Consider the following 23,561-nt stretch of genomic DNA (forward strand, 5'->3'; position numbering starts at 1 on the left):
CGTGGGGTGGGGGGTGTGGTGGGAAAGGAGATTTGTATAAGAGCCAGCCGCTGGACCTGGTCGGCAAGATCTGAGTCCCGCCCGCCCTTCCCGCCGCACGCGGGAAGGGCGGGCGGGACTCAGATCTTGCCGACCAGGTCCAGCGACGGAGCGATGGTCTTGGCGCCTTCCTTCCACTTGGCCGGGCACACCTGGCCGGGGTTGGCGGCGACGAACTGCGCGGCCTTGAGCTTGCGCAGGCTCTCGGCGACGTCGCGGGCGATCGCGTTGTCGTGGATTTCCAGGGTCTTGATCACGCCTTCCGGATTGATGATGAAGGTGCCGCGCAGGGCCAGGCCTTCTTCCTCGATGTGCACGCCGAAGGCGCGGGTCAGCTGGTGGGTCGGGTCACCGACCAGCGGGAACTGGGCCTTGCCGACGGCCGGCGAGGTCTCGTGCCACACCTTGTGCGAGAAGTGGGTGTCGGTGGTGACGATGTAGACCTCGGCACCGGCCTTCTGGAACTCGGCGTAGTTGTTGGCGGCGTCCTCGACCTCGGTCGGGCAGTTGAAGGTGAAGGCGGCCGGCATGAAGATCACGACCGACCACTTGCCCTTGAGGCTGGCGTCGGTGACTTCGATGAACTCGCCGTTCTGGAAGGCGGTAGCCTTGAACGGCTTGACGGTGGTGTTGATCAGGGACATGGGGTCTCTTCTTCGGTGGGGGGGGAGGGCACTTCCCGCTGAGCGGGCGTCGGCGGCCATGTTAGGCAGTCGTGATAGATGTATCAAATCGATTTACGGGATTAAATAGATAGGCGCCATCTATTGATTTTCAAGGTCAGGTCTTTGGTGCGGTGCCGCAGCGCCGATCCGGCCGGGGATTGGCAGCCAGCCACGGTTGCGCCAAGGTGCCGCGATGGATTCCCCTGCACCTGCCCCCCGCCTTGACGCCCTGCTGCGCGAAGCCTGCGCCCGGATCGGGCGCACCGACGCCGAACCGCTGCTGGCCCATGTCCTCGGCCGTGACCGTGCCTGGCTGTTCGCCCATGCCACCGATCCGGTGCCGGCGGACGCGGCGGCCGCCTTCCGCGCCCTGGTCGGGCGCCGCGCCGCCGGCGAGCCGGTGGCCTACCTCACCGGCCGCCGCGGCTTCTGGACCCTGGACCTGGAAGTCACCGCCGATACCCTGATCCCGCGCCCGGAGACCGAGCTGCTGGTGGAGCTGGCGCTGGCCCGGATCGGGCCGGACCGGCCGGCGCGCATTGCCGACCTGGGCACCGGCAGCGGCGCGATCGCTCTGGCCCTGGCCAGCGAGCGTCCGGCCGCGGTGGTGGTCGCCACCGACGTGGCCAAGGCGACCCTGGCGGTGGCGGTGGGCAACGCCCGGACGCTGGGCCTGGGCAACGTCTGGTTCCGCCGCGGCGACTGGTGCGAAGCGCTGGGCCACGACCGCTTCGACCTCATCGCCAGCAACCCGCCCTACATCGCCGAAGGCGACCGCCACCTGGACGAAGGCGACCTGCGCCACGAGCCGCCGCGCGCACTGTCCTCCGGCAGCGACGGGCTGGACGCGATCCGCGCGATCGCCGCCACTGCGCCGCGGCATCTGGTACCCGGCGGCTGGCTGCTGCTGGAGCACGGTCTGGAGCAGGGCGCGACGGTGCGCGGGCTGCTGGAACAGGCCGGCTTCGTCGAAGTGGAGACCGCGCGCGACCTGGAAGACCGTGACCGCGTCACCCTGGGCCGGCTGCCGGGCTGAGGCGATCGCCGCAAGGTGCGCTCACGGGAAGTGCCGTGGCGGGGCCGATACAATGCGGGTTTTCCGCTGCAGGCAGGCCCGCGATGCGCATGCTCTTTCCAGAGATCGAACCCTTCGACACCGGCACGCTGAAGGTCGACGGCCGCCACGAGCTCTACTACGAGCAGTGCGGCAACCCGCAGGGCAAGCCGGTGGTGCTGCTGCACGGCGGCCCCGGCGGCGGTTGCAGCCCGAAGATGCGCCGCTTCCACGACCCGGCGAAGTACCGCATCGTGCTGTTCGACCAGCGTGGCTCCGGACGCTCCACGCCGCACGCGGACCTGGTCGACAACACGACCTGGGACCTGGTCGCCGACATCGAGAAGCTGCGCGAGAAGCTCGGCATCGAGGCCTGGCAGGTGTTCGGCGGCAGCTGGGGCTCGACCCTGGCGCTGGCCTACGCCGAAACCCACCCGCAACGCGTCACCGCGCTGGTCCTGCGCGGCATCTTCATGCTGCGCCGCTGGGAGCTGGAGTGGTTCTACCAGGAAGGCGCCAACCGCCTGTTCCCGGACGCGTGGGAGCACTACCTGGCCGCGATCCCGCCGGTGGAACGCCACGACCTGATCTCGGCCTTCCACCGCCGCCTGACCAGCGACGACGAGGTCGTGCGCCTGGACGCGGCGCGTGCCTGGAGCGTGTGGGAAGCGGCGACCAGCTACCTGCACGTGGACCAGGATTTCGTCACCAGCCACCAGGATCCGCGCTTCGCCCTGGCCTTCGCCCGGATCGAGAACCACTACTTCGTCAACGGCGGCTTCTTCGAGGTCGAGGACCAGCTGCTGCGCGACGCGCACCGCATCGCCGGGATCCCCGGGGTGATCGTGCACGGCCGCTACGACGTGGTCTGCCCGCTGCAGAACGCCTGGGAACTGCACAAGGCCTGGCCGGGCTCGAAGCTGGAGATCACCCCCGCCGCCGGCCACTCCGCGTTCGAAGAGCAGAACATCGACGCCCTAGTGCGCGCCACCGACGCCTTCGCCCTGTAGGAGCGGGCATGACCGCGACCCGGTCGTCGGATATACGACGACGTCGCCCGTGCCAGCGTCGTGTCGCGGTCATGCCCGCTCCTACAGGGGGGCAGGCCGCGGCGGTTCCGCTTCCTTCTCCACCGGCAGCTCCGCCGCCGGCGCCGGCTGCGCGTACTGCAGCACCGGGAACAGCAGCGGCTGCGGCTGGGTCGCGGCCGCCGGTTTCGTCGGCCGCTCGATCTGCTCGGGCAGGAACCGCTCGAGCACGCTGAAGAAGCGCTTGTAGAAATTCGGGTCCTGCAGGGTCTCGCTGGCGACCTTGACCAGCGAGTCGTCGCTGGAGCCGATCGGCAGCGACAGCGAACCCAGCGCGCTCACGCCCAGGCTGGCGTTGGTGTTGCTCTTGCGCAGCGCATAGCGGTCCTGCACCGCGTTGACGAACACCAGGGTCTGCTGGTCGCCGCGGGTTTGCGGCATGCACACAGCACGGAACTCCACCTGCTCGTGGCTCTCGCTCTGCTGGAAGTACTTGCGCGCCTCGACCACGTCGGTCTCGGCGCGGCCGACCACGAAGCCCTGGCTCAGCAGCGCGCGCCGCGCCGCCTCGCAGGCCTGCGACGGCGAATGGTCGAAGCTGCGCGAGTAGGTGTTGGCGGAGTCGAACGCCTCGTAGGCGCTGGGGACGTCCTTCTTCATGGCGTCCCCCACCGCGCAGCCGCCCAGCGTGGCGGCGAGCAGGGCGGGCAGCAGGAACGTGCGTGACACAGGCATCGCGGATCGGGGTGGAATGAGGGACCGGGCGAGTATGCCGGATGGGCGGCGGCGCGCAGTACCCGGACTGGTACCGTTTACAGTGCAGCCGGTCACGGATTCACGTACGGCTCAGCCTGCGCCGCCGCGAGCAGGCCGGAAGCGCCGGCGAACCGCGGTTCGAGCGCGCGCAACAGGCGCTCCAGGCGTTGCCCCCACAGTTGCTGGCCGGCGGTGTCGGCGATCAGGTCCTGGCGGATCTCCAGCTCCACGTGCGGCAGGCCGCGCGCCTCGCCGTGCACCGGGACCGCGTAGTCGCTGCTGTCGCTCACCGCGTACGGCTGGTTGTCGCCCACCACCAGGTCGCCCTCGGCGGCCAGCGCGTCGCGCAGGGCGTGGGCCAGGCGCGCATCGCGGTGGTAGAGCACGCCGCAGTGCCACGGCCGCGGAACGCCCGCCATCGCCGGGGTGAAGCTGTGCAGGGTGACCAGCAGGGTCGGCTGGCGGCGCGCACGGCGCAGGTCCAGGGCGCGGGTGATTTCGTCGTGGTAGGGCAGGAAGATTCCACGCACCCGCGCATCGCGCGCGGCCGGGTCCAGGCCGGCGTTGCCCGGCACCGCCGTGCCGTCGCTGGCCTCGACGATCAGCGTGGGCGAATCCAGCGGCCGGTTGCAGTCGACCACCAGCCGCGAATACGCCTGCAGGATCGTCCACGCATCCATCCGCGCCGCCAGTTCGCGGGCGACGCCGGCGATGCCGATGTCCCAGCCGATGTGGCGGTCGATCGCGCCCGGCGGCAGGCCCAGGTCGCCCAGTGCACGCGGGATCGCCTGGCCGGCGTGGTCGGCGGTGAACAGCCACGGCGAGGCGCCGTGCGGATTCAGCACCTCGAACGGAGGCGGGTCGCCGGCGCCGGGCAGGCGCGCGGCGGGCTCAGCCGGCACGCGGGCTGCCATCCAGGTTGTGGTCGATCATCCACAGACCGGCCCAGAGCTTGGCGTCCAGTTCGTAGCCTTCGCCCAGCCTGGCCGCCAGCCAGGCCGCGGCGTGCGCGCGCGGAACTTCGTGCACGGTGATGTCCTCGCTGCCGTCGCCACCGCCTTCGCCGACCTTGCGCAGGCCGGTGGCGCGGACGAAGGCGATCTTCTCGCTGCTCGCGCCGGACGAGGTCGGGCCGGTCATCAGCACCTCGGCATGGTCGGCGGTCCAGCCGGTCTCTTCCTCCAGCTCGCGTACCGCCGACTGCTCGATCGTCTCGCCCGCGTCGATGTCGCCGACCAGCCCGGCCGGCATCTCGATCGTGCGCGCCTGCAGCGGGATGCGGAACTGTTCGACGAACAGCACCCGGTCCTCCGGGGTCACCGCGACGATGATCGCCGCCAGGCCACCAGGATGGGTGCGCTCGGAATACTCCCAGCTGCCGCGCACCACCATGCGCTGGTAGCGGCCTTCATAGACGACGTGGGGCGCATCGGTCGTGGCGGACGTGGCGGGACAGGAGCCGGAGTCGTGGGTCATGGGTCCCATGCTACGCGGGAAGCGGCGACGGTGGCATGTCAGCGGGACCGTCCGCGACCAGTCCCGCGGCCACGCGCAACCGCCGCCGGGTCATCGGCCCGAAGCGCAGCGTGGCGGCCAGTGCATCGAGCATTTCCGGGTCGGCCTGGCCGCGCGCGCTGGCCAGGCCGTCGTAGCCCAGCGGCGCGTCGCAGGCGATGGTGGTCAGCTGCCGCCACAGCAGCGCGGGCTCGCGCTGCTCGCGCAACCGCGCGGCGCCCTGGGCGGCGCCGCGCAGGCGCAGGAAGGCGACTTCGTCGATCCGTTCCAGCAACGCGTCCAGGCTGCCGAAATGGCCCAGCAGGACCGCCGCGGTCTTGGCGCCGATGCCGCCGACGCCGGGGATGTTGTCGACCGCATCGCCGGTGAGCGCCAGGTAGTCGGCGATCTGGTGCGCGTGCACGCCGTGCCGTGCCTTGACCCCGTCGGCGCCCCAGCGCAGGGCGCGGGCGTAGTCCCACTGCTCGTCGTGCTCGCCGAGCAGCTGCGACAGGTCCTTGTCGGCCGACACGATCACCCCGCGGTAACCGGCCGGGCGCGCACGGTACAGGGCGCTGCCGATCAGGTCGTCGGCCTCGTAGTCGTGGTCGGCCAGCACCGCCAGGCCCAGCGCGGCGCACAGCGCCTTGCAGTGGGCGAACTGGCGGCGCAGTTCCTCCGGTGCCGGCTCGCGGTTGGCCTTGTAGGCCGGGTACAGGCGGTTGCGGAAACAGCTGTCCAGCGCTTCGTCGAAGGCGATGGCGATGTGCGCCGGCCGTTCGCGTTCGAGCAGGTCGAGCAGGAAGCGGGCGAAGCCGTGCACGGCGTTGGTCGGCCAGCCGTGGGCATCGCGGAACTCGTCCGGCATCGAGTGCCAGGCGCGGAACACGTAGAGGCTGGCGTCGACCAGGTACAACGCCGGGCGCGCCACCGGCACGGCCGCGTCCACCGGGCTCACGGACGCAGAGCGGGGCTTGCCCCGCTGCTCCCCACTGTTGCGCCCGCGTGCGCCAGGTCCGGGTTCCAGTCCGACAGCAGCGCGCGCGGATCGGGCCGCTCGCGCTCGGGCACCTGCCGCGAGGGCGTGCCGATATGGATGAAGCCGGCGATCTTCTCGCCCGCGCCCAGGCCCAGCACCCGCGCCACTTCCGCGTCGTAGGCCATCCATGCGGTCAGCCACTGCGCGCCGAAGCCCAGCGCCTGTGCGGCCTGGAGCAGGGCGAAGCAGGCGCAGCCGGCGCTGAGCAGCTGCTCCTGCTCGGGCACCTTGTGCCCGGCCTGCAGCCGCGCCACCACCGCCACCACCACGGGCGCGTGCGAGAAGCGCTGCCGGTCCTTCTCGACCTGCGGCGGCGGGGCGGCCGGGTCGCGCTGCAGCGCGCGCGCGGCCAGGAAGCTACCCAGCGCGTGGCGCGCGTCGCCGGCGATGCGCACGAAACGGAACGGCACCAGCCGGCCGTGGTCGGGGACGCGCGCCGCCGACTGCAGCATGCGCAGCAGGGTGGCCTCGTCCGGGCCGGGTTCGCCCAGGTCCATCGACGGCACCGAACGGCGTGCGTCCAAGGCTTGCAGGGCTGTGTTCGTATGCATAATCTCGCGTCGCTCAAGTCCGGCCGCGGCGTGCCGACGTGGGAAGTATAGGCGCCCACTTCCGCACGCCCCGGAACGGGGACGGACCTGGCCTGCACACGCGGTTCATGTGCGCGCCTTACCTTCACGAGGCCGATGCAGACACCGCCCTTCGCCGACGACCTCCCCAGCCGCAATCCCGGCCTGCTCGAAACGGTCCGGGAAGCCATCCTGTTGCCGCTGTCGGACGCGTTCGCGGCCGAGCTGCAGGGCGTGGGCGCCGGCCTGTTCCAGCTCGCCGACAAGGCGCCGCCGGCCGCGCAGAAGGACTACCTGGACGCGGTCCAGGAACTGAGGCGTGAACGCGAGTCGCTGGTCGCAGCGTTCCGCGCGCACCTGGCCAAGGCCTGGCAGTCGCTGGAGGCCGGCCGGCCGGTTTCGGTCGAGCACACCCTGGCCGGTGGCAGCGACCTGTCCCTGGTCGGCGAGTCGGAACTGGAAGTGCGGCTGGCGGTGCGCAACCTGGCCGGTGCGATCCAGCAGCACTGGCGACCGGAACTGATGCGCCTGGACCGCTACCTGGGTTTCATCGCCGGCGGCCTGCGCATCGGCGTGGACAACAACCCGATCGGGCCCGAACACCTGGGCGTGGCGGTGTACGCCGCGTTCTCCGCCACGCGTCTCCCGCCGCGCGCGCCGCTGGCCGCGGGGCGGCTGCTCGAGCCAGGCCTGCTCGAGCGGGTCGGCGCGCTGTACGCGACCCTGGACGGCCAGTTGCTGGGGATCGCCCGCCAGGCCGAGCTGCCGGAGGGGCGCGCGCGCCGCCGCGGCATCCCCGGCCTGCCGGGCGCCCGCGCGGAACGCATGGCCGGGCAGCCGGACTGGGTCACCCGCTTCTTCAGCAAGTGGCAGGGCGGCGCCCGCAACCTGGCCGCGCGCGACGCGATCGACGTGCACGCCCGCGGCGAGCACGAACTGCTGCCGGCCGAACTGCACCGGCTGCTGCACGACGCGCGCACCGACGCGACCGATGCCGATGGCGCGCGCCGCGCGCTCTCGCCGCGCGAACTGGTCTCGGCGCTGTCGCTGCTGCAGACCGCGCCGCACGCCGGCTTCGACGACATGGACCATGGCGGCGACCTGCGCGCCGGGCTGCGCCGCGAGGTGCTGGCGCAGGCCTCGCGGCTGGGCGTGGATGCCGCGGCGGTGCGCCTGGACCCGGCCGACGCCGACACCCTGGACCTGGTGGCGCTGCTGTTCCAGGCGATGCTGGGCGAGTCGCAACTGCGCCTGGACCTGCGCCCGGTGCTGGGCCAGCTGCTGGCGCCGGTGGCCAAGGTCGCGCTGCAGGACCCGCGCCTGTTCGTGCGCGACAGCCATCCGGTGCGGCGCCTGCTCAACATGCTGGCCGACGCCTGCGACGGCAATCCGGGAGAGACCGCCGCCGAGCTGGCGCTGCTGGCCCAGGGGCAGGCGGTCACCGCACGGGTGGTGCGCGATTTCGACGAGCACCTGGGCGTGTTCCTGCAGGCCGAATCCGAATTCGGCGCCTACCACGAGCAGTACCGGCGCCGGGTCGAGATCGCCGAGCGCCGCGCTGCGGAACTGCAGCGCGCCGAGGAGCGCCGCACCGCCGCGCGCGCCTGCGCCGACGAGGCGGTGGCTTCGCGCACCGGCGGCAGGTCGCTGCCGCCGGTGCTGGAGGGTTTCCTGCGCCGCCCCTGGGCGCAGCACATGGAACGCACCGCCCTGCGCGAAGGCGCCGGCGGCGCGGGCGTGGCAACGGCCATCGCCCTGGCCGATGGCCTGCTCACCGCCAGCGAGGCTTCGCCGCGCATCGCCGGGCCCTGGCTGGACTCGCACCGGACTGCACTGCAGCGGATCTACGGCGAGGCCGGGCTCGACCCGGCGACGGCCGAGGCGGCCGCCGGCACCCTGGTCGACGTACTGCGCGGCCAGCGCGCCGCCGACCTGCCGGCGCCGGAACTGCCGCCCCAGCCGGTTGCGCCGCCGCCTCCCGTCGAAGAGCCGCCTTCACCGCTGCCGGAGGAGGCACCGGAAGAAATCGGCTTCGACATGGACACGGCCGACTACTTCAAGGCGCTGCCGCTGGGCACCTGGCTGGACTTCGTCGACCGCTTCGGCCAGGTTCAGCCGGGCAAGCTGGCCTGGGTGAGCCCGATCTCCGGGCGGCGCATGTTCGTCAACCGCCGCGGCTCGCGCTTCTGCGTGGCCTCGCCCGAGCAACTGGCGGCCATGGTCCAGCTCGAGCGCCTGCGCCTGCACCGCGAGGAGGATGCCTTCCACAGCGCGATGCAGGCGGCGGTCGATTCGCTCGAAACCGGTGCCGTCACGGCCTGAAGCCGGATCCCGGGCGTCGAACTGTCTATCCGGTCACGGTCGCCGCTGGCCGCACTCCGTACGATGGCCGCGTGGCTTTTGGGGGAGCCGCGCCTGTTTTTCCATCGACCGCGAACAGCGGAGTTGCGCGCATGTCCCCCAGCCAGGCCGATCCCACCCTCGATCCCCGCTTCGCTCCGCTGCTCATCGCACGTGCGCGCGACGCGTTCCTGGGCCCGCTGGCCGATGCCTTCGCGGCCTCGGTGGCGCGTTACGACGACGTACTTTTCGACCGTGCCGAACGCGCGGGCACCTCGCAACTGCTGTTCCTGGACGGCATGCGCGAACTGCGCCGCCGCCGCGACGAGATCGCCGCGGGTTTCCGCGCACAGCTGACGCTGGCATGGCGCGCGCTGGAGGCCGGCACGCCGCTGTCGGCGGAGGTCGCGCTGTCCGGCCAGTCCGGCGGTCTGAGCCTGGTCGGCGAGCACGAACTGGAATCGAGGCTGGCCGCGCGCAACCTGGCCAGCGTGATGCTGCGCGACTGCAAGGCCGTGCTGTCGCGCCTGGACCGTCGCCTGGGCTGGATCGCCGGCGGCCTGGAACTGGACGCGGACAGCAACCCCGCCAGCCCCGAACACATCGGCGTGGCCGTGCGCGAGGCCTTCGCTCCCTGCGACCTGGCACCGGAAGTGCGCCTGGTCCTGATCAAGCTGTGCGAGCGCGACCTTGCCGGCACGGTGGCCAAGCTGTACGAGGCGCTGGACCTGAGCCTGGTGCGCGAAGGCGTGCTGGCGGGCACGCCGTCCGGCAGCGCGCGCGCGCCGGCGCGGCACGCCCGCACGCCGGAGCGCGATGCGCACGGCTGGGCAGACGCGGCCGGCGACGAATATTCCCCGGCCTGGGCCACGCGCTTCATGCAGCGCTGGCAGGAAACCCGCGGCGCGATGCAGCAGCACGGCGTCGACGTGGCGGGCATGGGCGAGGGGGCCGCCGCGGGCGGGTCCGGCATGCTGCTGGACGCACTGCACCAGATGCTGCAGCACAGCCGCGAACTGCGCGGCGGCGCCGAGCAGGCCGCCGGCCAGGTCCAGGCCGCCGCCGCCGGCCAGCGCCCGCTGAGCCAGCGCGAGATGCTGTCGGTGCTGTCGCTGCTGCAGGCCACACCCAGCGCCAGTCTGAGCGCGGCCATCGGCGACGAGCAGGAGTCGCTGTCGCAGCGGCTCAAGAGCGAGGTCCTGGCCAACGCCAGCCAGCTCGGCGTCGACCCTTCCAACACCCGCCTGGACGCCAAGGACGAGGACGCGATCGACCTGGTCGGCATGCTGTTCGACGTGCTGCTCGACGAGCGCGACCTGGCTGGCCGCCCGCGCGAACTGATCGGCCGCCTGGTGGTGCCGTTCGTCAAGGTGGCGCTGCTGGACCGGCGCATGTTCGTGCAGAAGACCCATCCGGCGCGGCGCCTGCTCAACGCGCTGGCCGAGGCCTGCGAGGGCAACCAGGGCGAGAGCGCGGCCGAGCGCACCCTGCTGGCCAAGGTCGAGGACGTCACCGGCCGGCTGGTGGCCGAGTTCAACGAGAATCTGGCCATCTTCATGACCCTGGAGGAAGAGTTCCGCGACTTCCTCGACCAGCACCGCCGCCGCATCGAGGTCACCGAGCGCCGCGCCGCCGAGATCCAGCGCGGCCAGGAACGGCTGGAACTGGCGCGCAGCCGCGCCGAATTCGAAGTGCGCCAGCGCCTGCAGGAACGACAACTGCCGCAGGCGGTGGCCGATTTCCTGCGCAATCCGTGGCAGCACCCCATCACCCTGGCCCTGCTGCGCGAGGGCGAACTGGGCGACGTGTTCGCCGAGGCGCTGGAACTGGCCGACGGCGTGCTCGAGGAACTGGGCGAGGCGCAGCGGCACATCGTCGGCAAGCTTTGGCTGCAGAACTGGCAGCCGGGCCTGCGCCAGGTGTTCGCCAGCGTCGGCCTGCACGGCGATGCGGCGGAAGAGGCGATCGGCGCCCTGCACGACACCCTGCAGGCGGTGGCCGACGCGCGCCCGGAACTGGAGAAGCCGCTGCCGGAACTGCCCGCGGTGGCACTGCCGCAGCCGGCCGCGCCGGTCGACCGCGGCGCGATCGAACTGGTCGCCGGCACCGACACCCTGGACTTCGACAACGCCGACGCCGGGCGCTTCCGCGCGCTGCCGGTGGGCACCTGGCTGGACTTCATCGACCGGGAGGGCCGCGTGCAGGCGGGCAAGCGGTCGTGGGGCAGCCCGATCTCCTCGCGCCTGCTGTTCGTCAACCGCCGCGGCGTACGCTTCTGCGTGGCCTCGCCGGAGGAACTGGCGGTGATGGTGCGCCTGGGCCGCCTGCGCACGCACGTGGAGGACGACGGTGCGTTCGACAGCGCGATGCAGGGCGTGATCGAGCGCCTGGACGTGGCGGCGCCGGCACAGGCGGCGACGCTGCACTGAGACAAGCACACCGGGGGATCCGGGCAGGGCCGCGACGGCGACGTCGCGGCCTTTTTTGTGCGCGCGAGGGAGGCCGGGGACACTCTTGCGCTCGAGAGCAAAAGCGTCGGCCCCGGACGGGGCCGCCGGTCTGCCGCACTGGGGGTCGTCGCTCACGTCGGCGTCCCTGCCTCAGTTCGCGAGCGCGGCACATCCCTGTGCCGCTCGACCCCCAATGCGACAGAACGACGTCCTGTCGCGGCGTTGCGGTCATGGCTTCTTTCGTTCCAGCCACGTCGGCCCTGTAGAGCGGTGCCTCGACCTCAGCGGCAATAGAAGCCACGACCCGGAAGATCGCGAAAGGACGCCGTACCTTGGGTATATGGCCCAAGTGGCACATGGATGTGCCACGGCCCTTCGTAAAGACAGGATGTCGTCCCGAAGGGTGGGCCATATACCCAAGGTACGGCGGCCCCCGCCGGAGCCGACGCTCCTGCTTTCCGGCTTCCCGCTTCCGGATTCCGGATTCCGGCTTCAGCCTCCACCCTCCAGCCTTCTAGCCTTCCAGCCTTCCAGCCTTCCAGCCACCCGCAGCCGGAAGTAGTGATCTTTCCAGCTGCCCGCAACACCCGCTACGGATGAAACCATCGCCCGCCCCGCGTGGGGACGCCGCGTTTTGCTAGCATCGTCGGAGGTACAGCGCAGTCGGGGGAAGCATGGCGGTGGAAGTGCTGGTGCTGAAGGAAGTCGCCGCGGGCGAGAAGCGCGTCGCGGCCACGCCGGAAACGGTGAAGAAGCTGCTCGCTACCGGCGTGCAGGTGCGGGTCGAAGCGGGCGCAGGCCTGGGCGCCGGCATCACCGACGCCGCCTTCCTCGCCGCCGGCGCACAACTGGCCGATGCAGGCGCCCGCGCCACCGCCGACCTGGTGCTGTGCGTGCAGCCGCCGCCGGCCGACGCGATCGCCGGGCTGAAGCAGGGTGCCACCCTGGTCGGCGTGCTCCATCCGCAGGCAGACGAAGCCCGCGCCGCCGCGCTGCAGGCCCGCGGCATCCGCGCCTTCCCGCTTGAACGCCTGCCGCGCACCACCCGCGCCCAGGCCATGGACGTGCTCAGCTCCCAGGCCGGCATGGCCGGCTACAAGGCCGTGCTGATCGCCGCGCAGCTGGCGCCGCGCTTCTTCCCGATGCTGACTACCGCCGCCGGCACCATCCGCCCGTCGAAGGTGCTGATCGTCGGTGCCGGCGTGGCCGGCCTGCAGGCGATCGCCACCGCGCGCCGGCTCGGCGCGCAGGTGGAGGGCTTCGACGTGCGCCCGGAGACGCGTGAGCAGATCGAATCGTTGGGCGGCAAGTTCCTCGACCTTGGCGTGAGCGCAGCGGGCGAGGGCGGCTATGCGCGCCAGCTCACCGACGAAGAACGCGCCGAACAGCAGCGCCGCCTGGCCGACCACCTCAAGGGGATCGACGTGGTGGTCTGCACCGCTGCCGTTCCCGGCCGCCCGGCGCCGAAGATCGTCACCGCCGCGATGGTGGAGGGCATGAAGCCGGGCAGCGTGATCGTCGACCTGGCCGCCGAGACCGGCGGCAACTGCGAAGCCACGCGCCCGGGCGAAACCGTCGAGACCGGCGGCGTCACCGTAGCCGGTCCGCTCGACCTGGCCAGCATGGGCGCGGTGCACGCCAGCGAGATGTACGCGCGCAACGTCTACAACTTCGTCGCCCTGTTCCTGAAGAAGGACGAAGGCCTGGCCTTCGACTGGAACGACGAACTGCTGGCGAAAACCGCCTGGCCGGCGCCGCCGGCCGCCGCGCAGCCGCCAGCCGCCTGACCCGGAAGCGCCACCCCCGCCGCCCTTCCCTGTAGGAGCCCACTTCAGGGGGCGACCCGATTCCCATTTGGTGGCGCGACATTCAACGCGACCTCCCGTAACGCTCGCGTTCACCGCGTCTGCGGCCAGGCGTCTTCGGGTCGCCCCCTGAAGTGGGCTCCTACAGGAAGCCGCAGAAAGGTGGCGCCGCAAACGCTCCCTGCCACCCGCCCGGCGCGCTCACGGCCGCGCCTGTACCGGGTGCTCCTTCAGCCACTGCTGCCGCTGCTCCGGGGTCATCTTCTCCCAGCGCCCGCGGAACTCCCTGCGCTGCTCCGGGCTCATGCCGCGCGTCTGTTCGAAGATCGCGCGTGCCTGCTCGCGCTGCTCGGGGCTGAGCTGCTCGAAGCGGTGCATGCCGCGGCGCGCGCGTTCGCGCTCTTCCGGCGGCATCGACTTCCAGTGGCGCGCGTGGTCCAGCATCCGCGCGCGCTCCTGCGGCGCGGCGTTCCAGCGGTCACGCAGTGGTGCGATGAGGGTCTCGCGCTGTTCAGGGGTGAGCTGCTCCCAGGCCGGCAGCGGCGCGGCCGTCGCCGCGGCGGGCGCTGCCGCCTTCGGTGGAGGCGTGGCCTGGGCCAGGGAGGTGGCGGGCAGGGCCAGGGCGAGCAGGCAGGTGGCGATGCGGAGGGTGTTCATGGGATCACTCCATGGCCAGGGCGTTGGCGTCGACCGAATCCAGCCAGACGTAGAAACCGGGGTCTTCCTGCAGCGGGCCGGTGAGATCGGCGCCGGCGGCCGCGGCAAAGGCGGCGTCCGCACCCGCATCGGCGGCGCCCGGACCGGCCGGGACCGAGGCGGTCATGGGCGCAGGAGTGCCCGGTGCCGGTGCGGACGTGGGCAGGCCGGGGCCGAGCACGACGGCCAGGCCCAGCGCCGCGGCCACCGCGCCGCCGGCCAGCCACGTCGCCAGCGCCGGCCGCCGCGGCCGTGCATCCGCGGCGGCGGCCTCGCGGCGCGCCTCGCGCAGCCGCGCCAGGGTGCGCGGGGAAGTGGGCGCGAGCGCGGCGGCATGCAGCTGCCGGGCGTTGCGGTCGCGCGGATCGATGTCGGGTGCGGTCGTCACAGGACGTCCTCCAGTTGCAAATGCAGGGCCTGCCGCGCGCGCGACAGGTGGGTCTTCACCGAGCCTTCCGAACAGCCCATCGCGCGCGCGGTGGTGGCCACGTCCAGCTCTTCCAGCACGCGAAGGGTGAACGCCTCGCGCTGCCGCGCCGGCAGCGCGCGGATCGCCTCCACCAGGCGCGGGTAGGCCTCGCGCTGCTCGTGCGCCTGCGCCGGCCCGGCACCCGGGTCGGCCCAGTCGATGCTGGCGTCCTCCGGCACCGTGCTGTCGCCGGCCGGCCGCAGCCACGTCAGGCGGAAGCGCGCGCGCCGCTGCAGGTCGATGATGCGCCGGCGCAGGATGCTCCAGAACAGCGGCGTCCATTCCGCCGCCGGGCGCCCGCGGTAGGCGAGCATCTTCATCATCGCGTCCTGCACCGCGTCCAGCGCTTCCTCGCGGTGGCGCAGGCCGGACTCGGCGAAGCGGAACGCGCGCGGGCCGACCTCGGCCAGGAACGCGTCGAGCGACGCCCAGGCGGGCGTCGCCTGCGCTTCCCGGGAGGGGTCGAAGGGCGTGGTCACCAGCACAGCTTAGCCGCGCCGGTGCCGCTGCCGCGCAGGCGGGCCGGGACGGCGCGCCGGCGGTGCCGGTTCGGGGGAGCGATGCCGCATGGACGACCTCCGTGACGGGTGTACGCCACCGGAAACGCATGCATGTGCAACTGGTTGACCCGGCTGTGTTCCGTTCATGCTGCGGTTATCATCGCTGCGGGGCACCGGGCCCGGGGAGCAAGGCGGTAATGAACGACGGTTTCGTTGCGCTGTACATCTTCATGCTGGCGGCCATCGCCGGGCACGTGATCATCTCGCGGGTGCCAGTGATCCTGCATACGCCGCTGATGTCGGGCTCCAACTTCATCCACGGCATCGTCCTGATCGGCGCGATGGTCGTGCTCGGCCACGCCGACACCACCCTGGAGAAGGCGATCGGCTTCGTCGCCGTGGTCCTGGGCGCCGGCAACGCGGCCGGCGGCTACGTGGTGACCGAGCGCATGCTGGAGATGTTCAAGTCGTCGAAGAAGCCGGAGAAGAAGGCATGAGCGTCGGCCTCGATTTCCGCACCTGGCTGGTCGGCGCCAGCTACCTGGTGGCAGCGACGCTGTTCCTGCTCGGCCTGCAGCGGATGGCCTCGCCGGCCACCGCGCGCAGCGGCATCCAGTGGGCCGGGGTGGGCATGCTGGTCGCCACCTTCGCCACCTTCTTCCTGCCGGGCCTGCACAACATCCCGCTGATGGTGGTCGGCATCGTGCTGGGCACGGTGGTGACCTGGATCTGGGGCAAGAAGGTCGCCATCACCGACATGCCGCAGATGGTGGCGCTGTTCAACGGCATGGGCGGCGGTTCGGCCGCGGGCATCGGCGCGATGGAACTGGTGCGCTGGTCGGCGGCCGGCACCGCGGCGGGCGCGGTACCGCTGACCCTGGCCCTGCTGGGCGCGCTGATCGGCTCGGTCTCGCTGACCGGCTCGATCATCGCCTGGGCCAAGCTCGACGGGCGCATGGACAAGCGCTACACCTTTCCCGGCCAGCAGTGGTTCAACGCGGCGGTGGCCGTGGCCACGGTGGTTTGCGCGATTGTTGCGGCGCAGACCCTGGCGATGCCCTGGATCGTGGCCTTCTTCGTGCTGGCGTTGGCGCTGGGCGTGCTGATGACCCTGCCGATCGGCGGCGCCGACATGCCGGTGGTGATCTCGCTGTACAACGCCTTCACCGGCCTGGCGGTGGCGTTCGAAGGCTACGTGCTGGGCAACGAGGCGCTGATCATCGCCGGCATGATGGTCGGCGCGGCCGGCATCCTGCTCACCCGGCTGATGGCCAAGGCGATGAACCGGCCGATTTCCGGAGTGCTGTTCGGCAGCTTCGGTGGCGGCGGCCAGATGCAGGAGATCGCGGGCGCGCAGAAGCCGATCGAGGCCGGCGACGTGGCGGCGATGATGGCCTACGCCGAGCGCGTGGTGATCGTGCCCGGCTACGGCCTGGCGGTGGCTCAGGCCCAGCACAAGATCTGGGAACTGGCGCAGCGGCTGATCGAGCGCGGGGTGAAGGTGAAGTTCGCGATCCACCCGGTCGCCGGGCGCATGCCCGGGCACATGAACGTGCTGCTGGCCGAGGCCGGCGTGCCCTACGACCTGATCGCCGACATGGACGACATCAACCCCGAGTTCCCCAACACCGACGTGTCGCTGGTGATCGGTGCCAACGACGTGGTCAACCCGGTGGCCAAGACCGATCCGGCTTCGCCGATCTATGGCATGCCGATCCTGGACGTGGTCGAGTCGAAGAACACCATCGTGATCAAGCGCGGCAAGGGCACGGGCTTCGCCGGCATCGAGAACGCGCTGTTCTACGCCGACAACACCCGCATGCTCTACGGTGACGGCGCGGAGATGGCCGGTGCGCTGGTCAGCGAGCTGAAGGCACTGGACGGCGGCGGGCACTGAGGCTGGCCGCGCCTGCGCGGCATCGCACGCGTCGGCAGCCGGGCTTGCCCCGCCGCATTGCAGCGCCATCCCGTAGAGCGGGGCTTGCCCCGCTGCGTGCCCATGCGGCGGATCGCTTCAGCGCCGCGCCGCCCACGCTGCCAGCAGCGGCGCCAGCGCCAGGCACAGCAGATCCACCCCGGTGTTGGCCATCCGCGACAATAGCCAGACGTAGCCGGCGCCCATCTTCGGCATCGCCTGCCACGGCGCCAGCCCCATCTGCGCGCCGATGTGGCCGGAAGCGACGATCCACTGCACGCAGGCGATCATCGCCACGGTCGCCGCCAGCGCCAGCAGCGTGCGCGGCCAGCCCGGGCGCATGCCGCCCAGGCGCAGCATCCAGGCCGCCTCCAGCGCGGCCAGCAGCGCCATCCAGCCATGCTGGTGGCCGCTCGCCAGGGCCAGCGAGCTCCACGCCACCACCAGGGCCGCGCTGCCGAGCACGAGCATGAAGGGCCAGAGCCAGGGAAGGGTGCGGGAAGGGCGGGGGGAGCTGGGCTTGACCGGCGTCATGGCGGCGACCTGGTGGGGCGCCAAGAATACGCGTTGCCGGCATCGGCTAGAATTTCGCCTTTCCCGCTTGTCCCGCCGGCCGTGCCTTGTCCGCGCCGCCCGCTGGCCCCATATCCCGTCCATGTATTCCCGCAGCAGCGAACCCGTCCGTTTCGAGCGCGATTGCGCCGCCGTCATGGTGCCGCAGGGCGAAGCCGTGACCCTGCCGGCCGGCAGCGTCGGCTACATCACCCAGGGCCTGGGCGGCAGCTACACCGTGTTCGTCGAGGGCAACCTGTTCAGGATCGCCGGCAAGGATGCCGACGCCATCGGCAAGGAGCCGGAGGCGGAGATGGAGCTGCCGGCCGATGCCGGCGACGAGGAGGTCGAGGCCATGGTCTGGCGCCAGCTGCGCACCTGCTTCGACCCGGAGATCCCGTTCAACATCGTCGACCTGGGGCTGGTGTACGAGGCCAGCCTGAAGCCGCGCGACGACGGCCAGCGCATGGTCGAGGTGAAGATGACCCTGACCGCGCCAGGCTGCGGCATGGGCGAGATCCTGGTCGACGACGTGCGCAGCAAGCTCGAGCAGATCCCGACCATCGCCGAGGCCGATGTCGAACTGGTGTTCGACCCGCCGTGGGGCCGGCACATGATGTCCGAGGCCGCGCGCCTGGAGACCGGGATGTTCTGAGGGGTGGGCGCTTGCATCGGGCCGGATGCCGCGTCGGCTCCGGTGCGATGGCCTGCTCCCGGTCCCTCATGTCCCCCGGCATCGGCCTGCGGCCGCTGCCTCCTCAGTCGCAGCTTCAGCGGCTGATGTTCGCCGCTTGTGCCTGCAGCACCCGCACCGCATCCGCCGGGTCGATCTCCAGCAGCAGGCCGCGCTGGCCGGCGTTGATCCACACGCGGGCCTGTTCCAGCGCATCCTGCTCGAACCACACCGGCACCGGCCGCTGCTGGCCGAACGGGCTGACCCCGCCGACCTTGTAGCCGCTGCGCCGTTCGGCTTCGGCGACCTCCATCATCCGTGCCGCCTTGCCGGCACAGGCCGCGGCCAGCGCCTTGGGCTGCAGCTGCCGGTCCGAGGGGATCACCACGCACACCGGGCGCGCGTCGACCCAGGCCATCAGCGTCTTCAGCACGCGCTCCGGCGACAGGCCCAGCGCGGTAGCGGCCTGCAGGCCCTTGCCGATCGCCGCGTCGGCCTCGTAGTCATAAGGGTGCAGGCGGTAGGCGACCTGGGCCGCATCGAGCGCGCGGGTGGCGCGGGTGGCCATCGACACGGGCCGGCCTCAGGCTGCCTCGAAGCGGTTGGCGGCCACGTTCTTGCGCACCTTCGCCGGATCCCAGACCAGGCCGTTCATGGCGATGTAGACGCCGGCGGGCAGGCACTGCACCGCACCGATCGCGCAGCCGATGTTGAACTCGGCGTCGGAACCGCGGAAGCGCGCCGGGCTCAGCGCGCCGGTCATGACGATGGTCTTGTCCGGAATCGACTTCAGCACCATGCCGGTGGCGACCATGCTGTCGGTGCCGTGGGTGACCAGCACGTGCCGCTGCGGCTGCGCGGCGATGGTGGCGCGGATCAGTTCGCGCTCCTCGTCGTCGATGTGCAGCGAATCCTTGCGCAGGATCGGGATCACGCCGAAGCGGAAGTTCACCCCCAGTTCGCGCAGGATCGCGCCGATCTGCGGCTCGCCGATCTGGTAGTCGGACTTGTCGTCGAAATAGACCTTGTCGATGGTGCCACCGGTGGTGACGATCAGCAGTTCTTCCATGGTTGTGTCCTGGCTGCGGCGCGGAATGGCGCCATTATCGGCCGAAACGCGCCCGCAGCCCCGGCCAGCTTGCCGCGCCGACCACCACCAGCGACAGCACGATCCCGCCCCAGGCGAACAGCCGCTCCGGCGGCCGCGTCCAGGCCACCATCACCCCGTGGCTGAACCAGAACAGGGCGAACACGCCGGCCCAGAACGCCGCGCGCCGGCCGCCGCGCCAGGCCGGCACGGCCAGCAGCAGCGGCGGCAGCGCGAACACCAGCAGCGCGGCGACGGCATGCCGGTCGGCATGGAACCAGGCGGCATAGAGCGCGGCCAGCGCCAGCAGCGCTGCGCCCGTGAGGCGTGCGGAGGTGGCCGCCATCAAGGTGCCACCGCCAGCTTCGCCGCGATCCCCGCCAGGCGCCGGCCCAACGCGCGCGCCAGCGCCGCTTCCTCCTCGCTCGGCTGCGGGTCGTCCTGCAGTCCGGCGACATGGCTGGCGCCGTACGGGGTGCCGCCGCTGCGGGTGCTGTTGAGCAGCGGTTCGGTGAAGGGGATGCCGACGATCACGCAGCCATGGTGCAGCAGCGGCAGGTGCATGCTCAGCAGGGTCGATTCCTGGCCGCCGTGCTGGGTGGCGGTGGAGGTGAACACCGCCGCCGGCTTGCCGACCAGCGCACCGCTGGCCCATTCGGCGCCGAGGCCGTCGATGAAGTGCTTCACCGGCGCGGCCATGTTGCCGAAGCGGGTCGGGCTGCCCAGCGCCAGGCCGGCGCATTCGGCCAGGTCGGACGCCTGCACGTAGGGCGCGCCGTCCTTGGGCACCGGCGGGGCGGCCTGCTGGGTCACCGCGGCCACCGGCGGCACGCTGCGCAGGCGCGCCTGCATGCCGGGCACTTCCTCCACGCCGCGCGCGATGTGCCGCGCCAGGCGCGCGACCGAACCGCCGCGGCTGTAGTACAGGACCAGGATCTCCGCCATCGGGCCTTCCACGGATGCAGGGAGGGGACAGTATCGGCGATCGGGCGTGCGATGCGACGATGGCCACGCTTCGGTTAGGCTTGCGCCGATGGACCTGGCGCGGATCACCGCAGGCTTGCACGACCGCTTCCGCGACCGCGCGCGCGCGGGCGCGTTCGCCCGCTTCCTGTGGCGGCGCTTCCTCGACGACAATCTTTTCCAGGCCGCCGCCGCACTGGCCTATACCACCGCCTTCGCGCTGGTGCCGCTGGCGGTGGTGGTGCTGGGCGTGCTGGCCGCGTTCCCGGTGTTCGAGCAGTGGAGCAGCGCGCTGGTCGACTACGTCTTCTCCAACTTCGTGCCCAGCGCGGCGCGGGCGATCGAATCGCGGCTGCAGGGCGTCACCGAGAACATCAAGGGGCTCACCGCGGCCGGTACCGTGGCCCTGGTGGTCTCGTTGCTGGTCACCCTCAACAGCGTGGAATCCACCTTCAACCGGATCTGGCGGGTCGCTTCCGCGCGGCCGCGGCTGTCGCGCTACCTGGTGTACTGGACCGTGCTGACCCTGGGCGCGCTGCTGGCGGCGGCCTCGCTGTCGGTGTCGGCGCGGTTCTTCGCGCTGCCGCTGTTCGAAACGCCGCAGGGGCAGTGGTTCGCCAACCTGAGCCTGGGCATGACCCCGGTGCTGATCGAACTGGCGGTGGTGATGGTCGCCTACCGGGTGGTGCCGCACCATACGGTGAAGTGGCGCCACGCCTTCGCCGGCGCGCTGCTGGCGGTGCTGCTGCTGGAACTGGTGAAGGCGCTGCTGGGCCTGTACCTGGCCACCTTCGAGGGCTACCAGCGCCTGTACGGCGCGCTGGCCGCGATCCCGATCCTGATGCTGTGGATCTTCCTGGGCTGGGTGGCGATCCTGCTCGGCGCCTCGCTGGCCTCCTCGCTGGCCGCGTTCCGCTACCAGCCGGCCTCGATGCGCCTGCCGCCGGGTTACGAGGGCTATGCGCTGCTGCGCCTGATCGGCCGCTTCCAGCAGGCGCGGCGCGAGGGCAGCGGGCTGCATACCGAGCAGATGCTGGCGCTGGAGCCGATGCTCACCGATTCGCTGCTGCAGGCGTTCCTCACCCGGCTCGACGCGATCCGCCTGGTGCGCCGCGACGAGCGCGGCGAATGGCTGCTGGCGCGCGACCTCGACGACCTCACCCTGGCCGAGCTCTACGAAGCCTGCCAACTGCGCGTGCCGGTCGACGAGGTCTGGCTGCCGTGCCGCGACGACGACCTCGGCGCGGCCGTCTACGCGGTGTTCGACGACCTGCGCCTGCCGCTGCGTGATGCGCTCAAGCGCCGCGTCGGCGACCTCTATCCGCCGCCCGCCTGAAGAAACCGGAGTCCTGCCCCATGCGCCTGCCGATCCTGATGCCGCTCCTGCTGCTGTCGCTGGCCGCGTGCCGGCAGGACGCGCCACCACCGGCCGCGCCCGCGCCCGTGGCTGCACCGGCCGCCGCGGTGGAAACAGCGGAAACGGCGCAAGCGGTGGAAGCAGCACCGGGGACGGTGGCTGACGTGGCCGCGCCGGCCAACCCCGGCGTGGTCGACCGCACCGCCGAGGTGCCGCGCTTCTCGGCCCCCGCCGTCGATGGCCGACTCTACGACCTGGCCACCCACCGCGGCCGCTGGGTGGTGGTGAACTTCTGGGCGACCTGGTGCGGCCCCTGCCTGAAGGAGATGCCGGAACTGTCGGCGCTGCACACCATGCGCGAGCAGATCGAGGTGGTCGGCCTGGCCTACGAGGACATCACCGTGGAGGACATGCGTGCGTTCCTGCACGAGCACCCGGTGTCCTACCCGATCGTGATCCTCGACCCGCTCAGTCCGCCGCAGGACTTCGCCACCCCGCGCGGCCTGCCCACCACCTACCTGCTGGCGCCCGACGGCAAGGTCGCCCGGCACTTCCTCGGCCCGGTGACCGCCTACGACATCGAGACGGCGGTCGAGGCCGGCGGAGGCAAGCTCAAGTAGGCGCCGCGCGCGGCGACGCGCCGGCGTCCGGCTCAGGGCGCGTCTGCGCCGCGCTTGCCGCGCGGCCACGGCGCGATCGGCTCGAGCACGCTGTAGCTCTCGCACTTCGGCTTGCCGCGCAGCGGCGCCAGTTCCGGGGTGTCGGCGGGCACGGCCACGTCGGGCAGGCGGTCGAGCAGGTCGCGCAGCAGGGTCAGGCGGCCGCGACGCTGGTCGTTGAAGTCGACCAGGGTCCAGGGTGCGTGCTTCGTATGCGTGGCCGCGAGCATCTCCTCGCGGGCGCGGGTGTACTCGGCGTAGCGGTTGCGCGCCTCCAGGTCCACCGGGGAGAGCTTCCAGCCCTTGAGCGGGTCCTCGCGGCGCTCGGCGAAGCGCTGCTCCTGCTCGGCCTGGTCCACGCACAGCCAGTACTTGAACAGCAGGATGCCGTCGTCCACCAGCATCCGCTCGAATTGCGGCGCCTGGTCGAGGAAGGCCGCGTACTGGGCCCGGGTGCAGTACCCCATCACCCTCTCCACGCCGGCGCGGTTGTACCAGCTGCGGTCGAACAGGGCCATCTCGCCGGCGGCGGGCAGGTGCGCGGCATAGCGCTGGAAATACCATTGGGTGGATTCGCGCTCGGTCGGCTTCGGCAGCGCGACGGTGTGGCACTGGCGCGGGTTCAGGTGTTCGGCCAGGGTCTTGATCGCGCCGCCCTTGCCGGCGGTGTCGCGGCCCTCGAACAGCACCACCAGGCGCTGGCCGGTGTCCTGCAGCCATTCGGCCATGCGCGTCACTTCCAGCTGCAACGGCGCGAGCAGGTCCTTGTAGTCGTCCTTGCGCAGCGACGGCGGTGCCTTGCCGCGTGTGCCATTGCCCTTGCGTTCCATGGCTGCCTCCCGGGGGATGGATGCGGCGCGCGGCCATTGGCCCGGACGCTGCGTGGGAACGGATCAAGCCCGGCGCCGCGATGGCGGTCGCCGATGGCCGGTCACTCGCGCAGCCGCGGGCGCAGCGTCGCCAGGTTGCAGGGCCGGGTACGCGCGTCGAGCTGCTGGCGGATGATCTTTTCCCACGCCGTGCGGCAGGCCGAGGTCGAGCCGGGCAGGGCGAACAGGAAGGTGGCGTTGGCCAGTCCGGCGAAGGCGCGCGACTGCAGCGAGGAGGTGCCGATCTCCTCGAAGCTGACGGCGCGGAACAGTTCGCCGAAGCCGGGCATTTCCTTGTCGAGCAGCGGCAGCAGCGCCTCGGGCGTGGAATCGCGGCCGGTGAAGCCGGTGCCGCCGGTGACCAGGATGCCGTCCACTTGCGGGTCGGCGATCCATTGCGCGACCAGCGCACGCATGCGGTAGCGGTCGTCGGGCAGCAGCGCGCGCTGGTGCAGCAGGTGGCCGGCATCCGCCAGCGCGGCGGCGAGGTAGGCGCCCGAGTCGTCCTGTTCGAGCGTGCGGCTGTCGGAGACGGTCAGCACGCACAGGCGCAGCGGGATCAGGTCGGAGTTCGCGGTCATG

26 protein-coding genes are annotated in these 23,561 nt (G+C 71.7%); 10 read left to right on the forward strand and 16 right to left on the reverse strand.

Going from position 1 to position 23,561, the window contains the following annotated elements; genetic code table 11:
- Window positions 1–119: 119 nt before the first annotated feature.
- Window positions 120–683: an alkyl hydroperoxide reductase subunit C gene (ahpC, locus tag CSC64_RS10630; RefSeq protein ID WP_162435301.1), complete on the reverse strand. Its 564-nt coding sequence runs from the start codon at window positions 681–683 to the stop codon at window positions 120–122.
- Between the two features lie 214 nt (window positions 684–897).
- Between ahpC and prmC the strand changes: the two genes are divergently transcribed.
- Window positions 898–1,740 (forward strand): peptide chain release factor N(5)-glutamine methyltransferase, encoded by an 843-nt coding sequence (gene prmC, locus CSC64_RS10635; protein WP_162435302.1) that lies wholly within the window; start codon window positions 898–900, stop codon window positions 1,738–1,740.
- 83 nt (window positions 1,741–1,823) lie between these two features.
- Window positions 1,824–2,768 (forward strand): prolyl aminopeptidase, encoded by a 945-nt coding sequence (pip, locus tag CSC64_RS10640; protein ID WP_162435303.1) that lies wholly within the window; start codon window positions 1,824–1,826, stop codon window positions 2,766–2,768.
- 81 nt (window positions 2,769–2,849) lie between these two features.
- Here pip and CSC64_RS10645 read toward each other — a convergent pair whose 3' ends face one another.
- The 5 genes from CSC64_RS10645 to CSC64_RS10665 all read right to left on the reverse strand — a co-directional run bounded on the left by CSC64_RS10645 (window position 2,850) and on the right by CSC64_RS10665 (window position 6,626).
- The gene (locus tag CSC64_RS10645) at window positions 2,850–3,521 is read right to left on the reverse strand and encodes a DUF2242 domain-containing protein (RefSeq protein WP_202922362.1); all 672 of its coding nucleotides are present in this window, start codon (window positions 3,519–3,521) and stop codon (window positions 2,850–2,852) included.
- A 92-nt stretch (window positions 3,522–3,613) separates the two neighbouring features.
- A complete protein-coding gene (locus CSC64_RS10650) occupies window positions 3,614–4,456 on the reverse strand; it encodes an N-formylglutamate amidohydrolase (protein ID WP_162435304.1) in 843 nt (280 codons plus the stop codon).
- Window positions 4,434–5,018 (reverse strand): NUDIX hydrolase, encoded by a 585-nt coding sequence (locus tag CSC64_RS10655; protein WP_162435305.1) that lies wholly within the window; start codon window positions 5,016–5,018, stop codon window positions 4,434–4,436. The genes CSC64_RS10650 and CSC64_RS10655 overlap by 23 nt, the downstream gene beginning before the upstream one ends.
- A gap of 10 nt (window positions 5,019–5,028) precedes the next feature.
- The gene (locus CSC64_RS10660; RefSeq protein ID WP_162435333.1) at window positions 5,029–5,985 is read right to left on the reverse strand and encodes a 5'-3' exonuclease; all 957 of its coding nucleotides are present in this window, start codon (window positions 5,983–5,985) and stop codon (window positions 5,029–5,031) included.
- A gap of 5 nt (window positions 5,986–5,990) precedes the next feature.
- On the reverse strand, window positions 5,991–6,626 hold the full coding sequence (locus CSC64_RS10665; protein ID WP_162435306.1) for a nitroreductase family protein: 636 nt from the start codon (window positions 6,624–6,626) through the stop codon (window positions 5,991–5,993).
- 135 nt (window positions 6,627–6,761) lie between these two features.
- Here CSC64_RS10665 and CSC64_RS10670 point away from each other — a divergent pair, with 135 nt between their 5' ends.
- From CSC64_RS10670 to CSC64_RS10680, 3 genes are all read left to right on the forward strand, one after another.
- A complete protein-coding gene (locus CSC64_RS10670) occupies window positions 6,762–8,966 on the forward strand; it encodes a DUF1631 family protein (protein WP_162435307.1) in 2,205 nt (734 codons plus the stop codon).
- 131 nt (window positions 8,967–9,097) lie between these two features.
- Window positions 9,098–11,413, forward strand: a complete 2,316-nt coding sequence (locus tag CSC64_RS10675; protein WP_162435308.1) for a DUF1631 domain-containing protein — start codon at window positions 9,098–9,100, stop codon at window positions 11,411–11,413.
- Window positions 11,414–12,108: 695 nt separating this feature from the next.
- Window positions 12,109–13,221: an NAD(P) transhydrogenase subunit alpha gene (locus CSC64_RS10680; RefSeq protein WP_162435309.1), complete on the forward strand. Its 1,113-nt coding sequence runs from the start codon at window positions 12,109–12,111 to the stop codon at window positions 13,219–13,221.
- A gap of 219 nt (window positions 13,222–13,440) precedes the next feature.
- Here CSC64_RS10680 and CSC64_RS10685 read toward each other — a convergent pair whose 3' ends face one another.
- Genes CSC64_RS10685 through CSC64_RS10695 form a run of 3 tightly spaced genes read right to left on the reverse strand, consistent with a single transcriptional unit; the run spans window position 13,441 to window position 14,889 of the window.
- Window positions 13,441–13,896: a DUF3106 domain-containing protein gene (locus CSC64_RS10685; protein ID WP_162435310.1), complete on the reverse strand. Its 456-nt coding sequence runs from the start codon at window positions 13,894–13,896 to the stop codon at window positions 13,441–13,443.
- Window positions 13,897–13,900: 4 nt separating this feature from the next.
- Window positions 13,901–14,323, reverse strand: a complete 423-nt coding sequence (locus CSC64_RS10690; protein ID WP_162435311.1) for a hypothetical protein — start codon at window positions 14,321–14,323, stop codon at window positions 13,901–13,903.
- Entirely contained in the window at window positions 14,320–14,889 is a 570-nt protein-coding gene (locus CSC64_RS10695) for an RNA polymerase sigma factor (RefSeq protein WP_162435312.1), read from the reverse strand. Before CSC64_RS10695 ends, CSC64_RS10690 begins: the two co-directional genes overlap by 4 nt.
- 212 nt (window positions 14,890–15,101) lie before the next feature.
- Here CSC64_RS10695 and CSC64_RS10700 point away from each other — a divergent pair, with 212 nt between their 5' ends.
- Window positions 15,102–15,401 carry an NAD(P) transhydrogenase subunit alpha part 2 gene (locus tag CSC64_RS10700; protein ID WP_162404994.1) on the forward strand — a complete coding sequence of 100 codons (300 nt, stop codon included), beginning with the start codon at window positions 15,102–15,104 and terminating at the stop codon, window positions 15,399–15,401.
- Complete coding sequence (locus CSC64_RS10705) at window positions 15,398–16,801, forward strand: NAD(P)(+) transhydrogenase (Re/Si-specific) subunit beta (protein ID WP_162435313.1); 1,404 nt, start codon at window positions 15,398–15,400, stop codon at window positions 16,799–16,801. The genes CSC64_RS10700 and CSC64_RS10705 overlap by 4 nt, the downstream gene beginning before the upstream one ends.
- 117 nt (window positions 16,802–16,918) lie before the next feature.
- On the opposite strand, the gene CSC64_RS10710 is transcribed toward CSC64_RS10705, so the two are convergent.
- Window positions 16,919–17,290, reverse strand: coding sequence for a hypothetical protein (locus CSC64_RS10710; RefSeq protein ID WP_238390011.1), 372 nt, complete (start codon window positions 17,288–17,290; stop codon window positions 16,919–16,921).
- Window positions 17,291–17,474: 184 nt separating this feature from the next.
- On the opposite strand from CSC64_RS10710, the gene sufT reads away from it, so the two are divergent.
- Entirely contained in the window at window positions 17,475–18,026 is a 552-nt protein-coding gene (sufT, locus tag CSC64_RS10715) for a putative Fe-S cluster assembly protein SufT (protein WP_162435315.1), read from the forward strand.
- 115 nt (window positions 18,027–18,141) lie between these two features.
- Here sufT and ybaK read toward each other — a convergent pair whose 3' ends face one another.
- Genes ybaK through wrbA form a run of 4 tightly spaced genes read right to left on the reverse strand, consistent with a single transcriptional unit; the run spans window position 18,142 to window position 20,076 of the window.
- Window positions 18,142–18,618, reverse strand: coding sequence for a Cys-tRNA(Pro) deacylase (gene ybaK, locus CSC64_RS10720; RefSeq protein WP_162435316.1), 477 nt, complete (start codon window positions 18,616–18,618; stop codon window positions 18,142–18,144).
- A gap of 9 nt (window positions 18,619–18,627) precedes the next feature.
- Window positions 18,628–19,113: an asparaginase domain-containing protein gene (locus CSC64_RS10725; protein ID WP_162435317.1), complete on the reverse strand. Its 486-nt coding sequence runs from the start codon at window positions 19,111–19,113 to the stop codon at window positions 18,628–18,630.
- 34 nt (window positions 19,114–19,147) lie between these two features.
- A complete protein-coding gene (locus CSC64_RS10730) occupies window positions 19,148–19,477 on the reverse strand; it encodes a DUF2069 domain-containing protein (protein WP_162435318.1) in 330 nt (109 codons plus the stop codon).
- Window positions 19,477–20,076, reverse strand: coding sequence for an NAD(P)H:quinone oxidoreductase (wrbA, locus tag CSC64_RS10735; protein WP_162435319.1), 600 nt, complete (start codon window positions 20,074–20,076; stop codon window positions 19,477–19,479). Before wrbA ends, CSC64_RS10730 begins: the two co-directional genes overlap by 1 nt.
- An 88-nt stretch (window positions 20,077–20,164) precedes the next feature.
- On the opposite strand from wrbA, the gene CSC64_RS10740 reads away from it, so the two are divergent.
- Window positions 20,165–21,430 carry a YihY family inner membrane protein gene (locus tag CSC64_RS10740; RefSeq protein ID WP_162435320.1) on the forward strand — a complete coding sequence of 422 codons (1,266 nt, stop codon included), beginning with the start codon at window positions 20,165–20,167 and terminating at the stop codon, window positions 21,428–21,430.
- A gap of 20 nt (window positions 21,431–21,450) precedes the next feature.
- Window positions 21,451–22,071, forward strand: a complete 621-nt coding sequence (locus CSC64_RS10745) for a TlpA family protein disulfide reductase (protein WP_162435321.1) — start codon at window positions 21,451–21,453, stop codon at window positions 22,069–22,071.
- 32 nt (window positions 22,072–22,103) lie between these two features.
- On the opposite strand, the gene ppk2 is transcribed toward CSC64_RS10745, so the two are convergent.
- Together ppk2 and moaB are read right to left on the reverse strand one after the other, a co-directional pair.
- Window positions 22,104–22,940, reverse strand: coding sequence for a polyphosphate kinase 2 (ppk2, locus tag CSC64_RS10750; RefSeq protein WP_162435322.1), 837 nt, complete (start codon window positions 22,938–22,940; stop codon window positions 22,104–22,106).
- Between the two features lie 101 nt (window positions 22,941–23,041).
- Window positions 23,042–23,560, reverse strand: a complete 519-nt coding sequence (gene moaB, locus CSC64_RS10755) for a molybdenum cofactor biosynthesis protein B (RefSeq protein ID WP_162435323.1) — start codon at window positions 23,558–23,560, stop codon at window positions 23,042–23,044.
- Window position 23,561: the final 1 nt, after the last annotated feature.

The organism is Pseudoxanthomonas koreensis (genome assembly GCF_010093225.1).
GTDB lineage: Bacteria > Pseudomonadota > Gammaproteobacteria > Xanthomonadales > Xanthomonadaceae > Pseudoxanthomonas > Pseudoxanthomonas koreensis.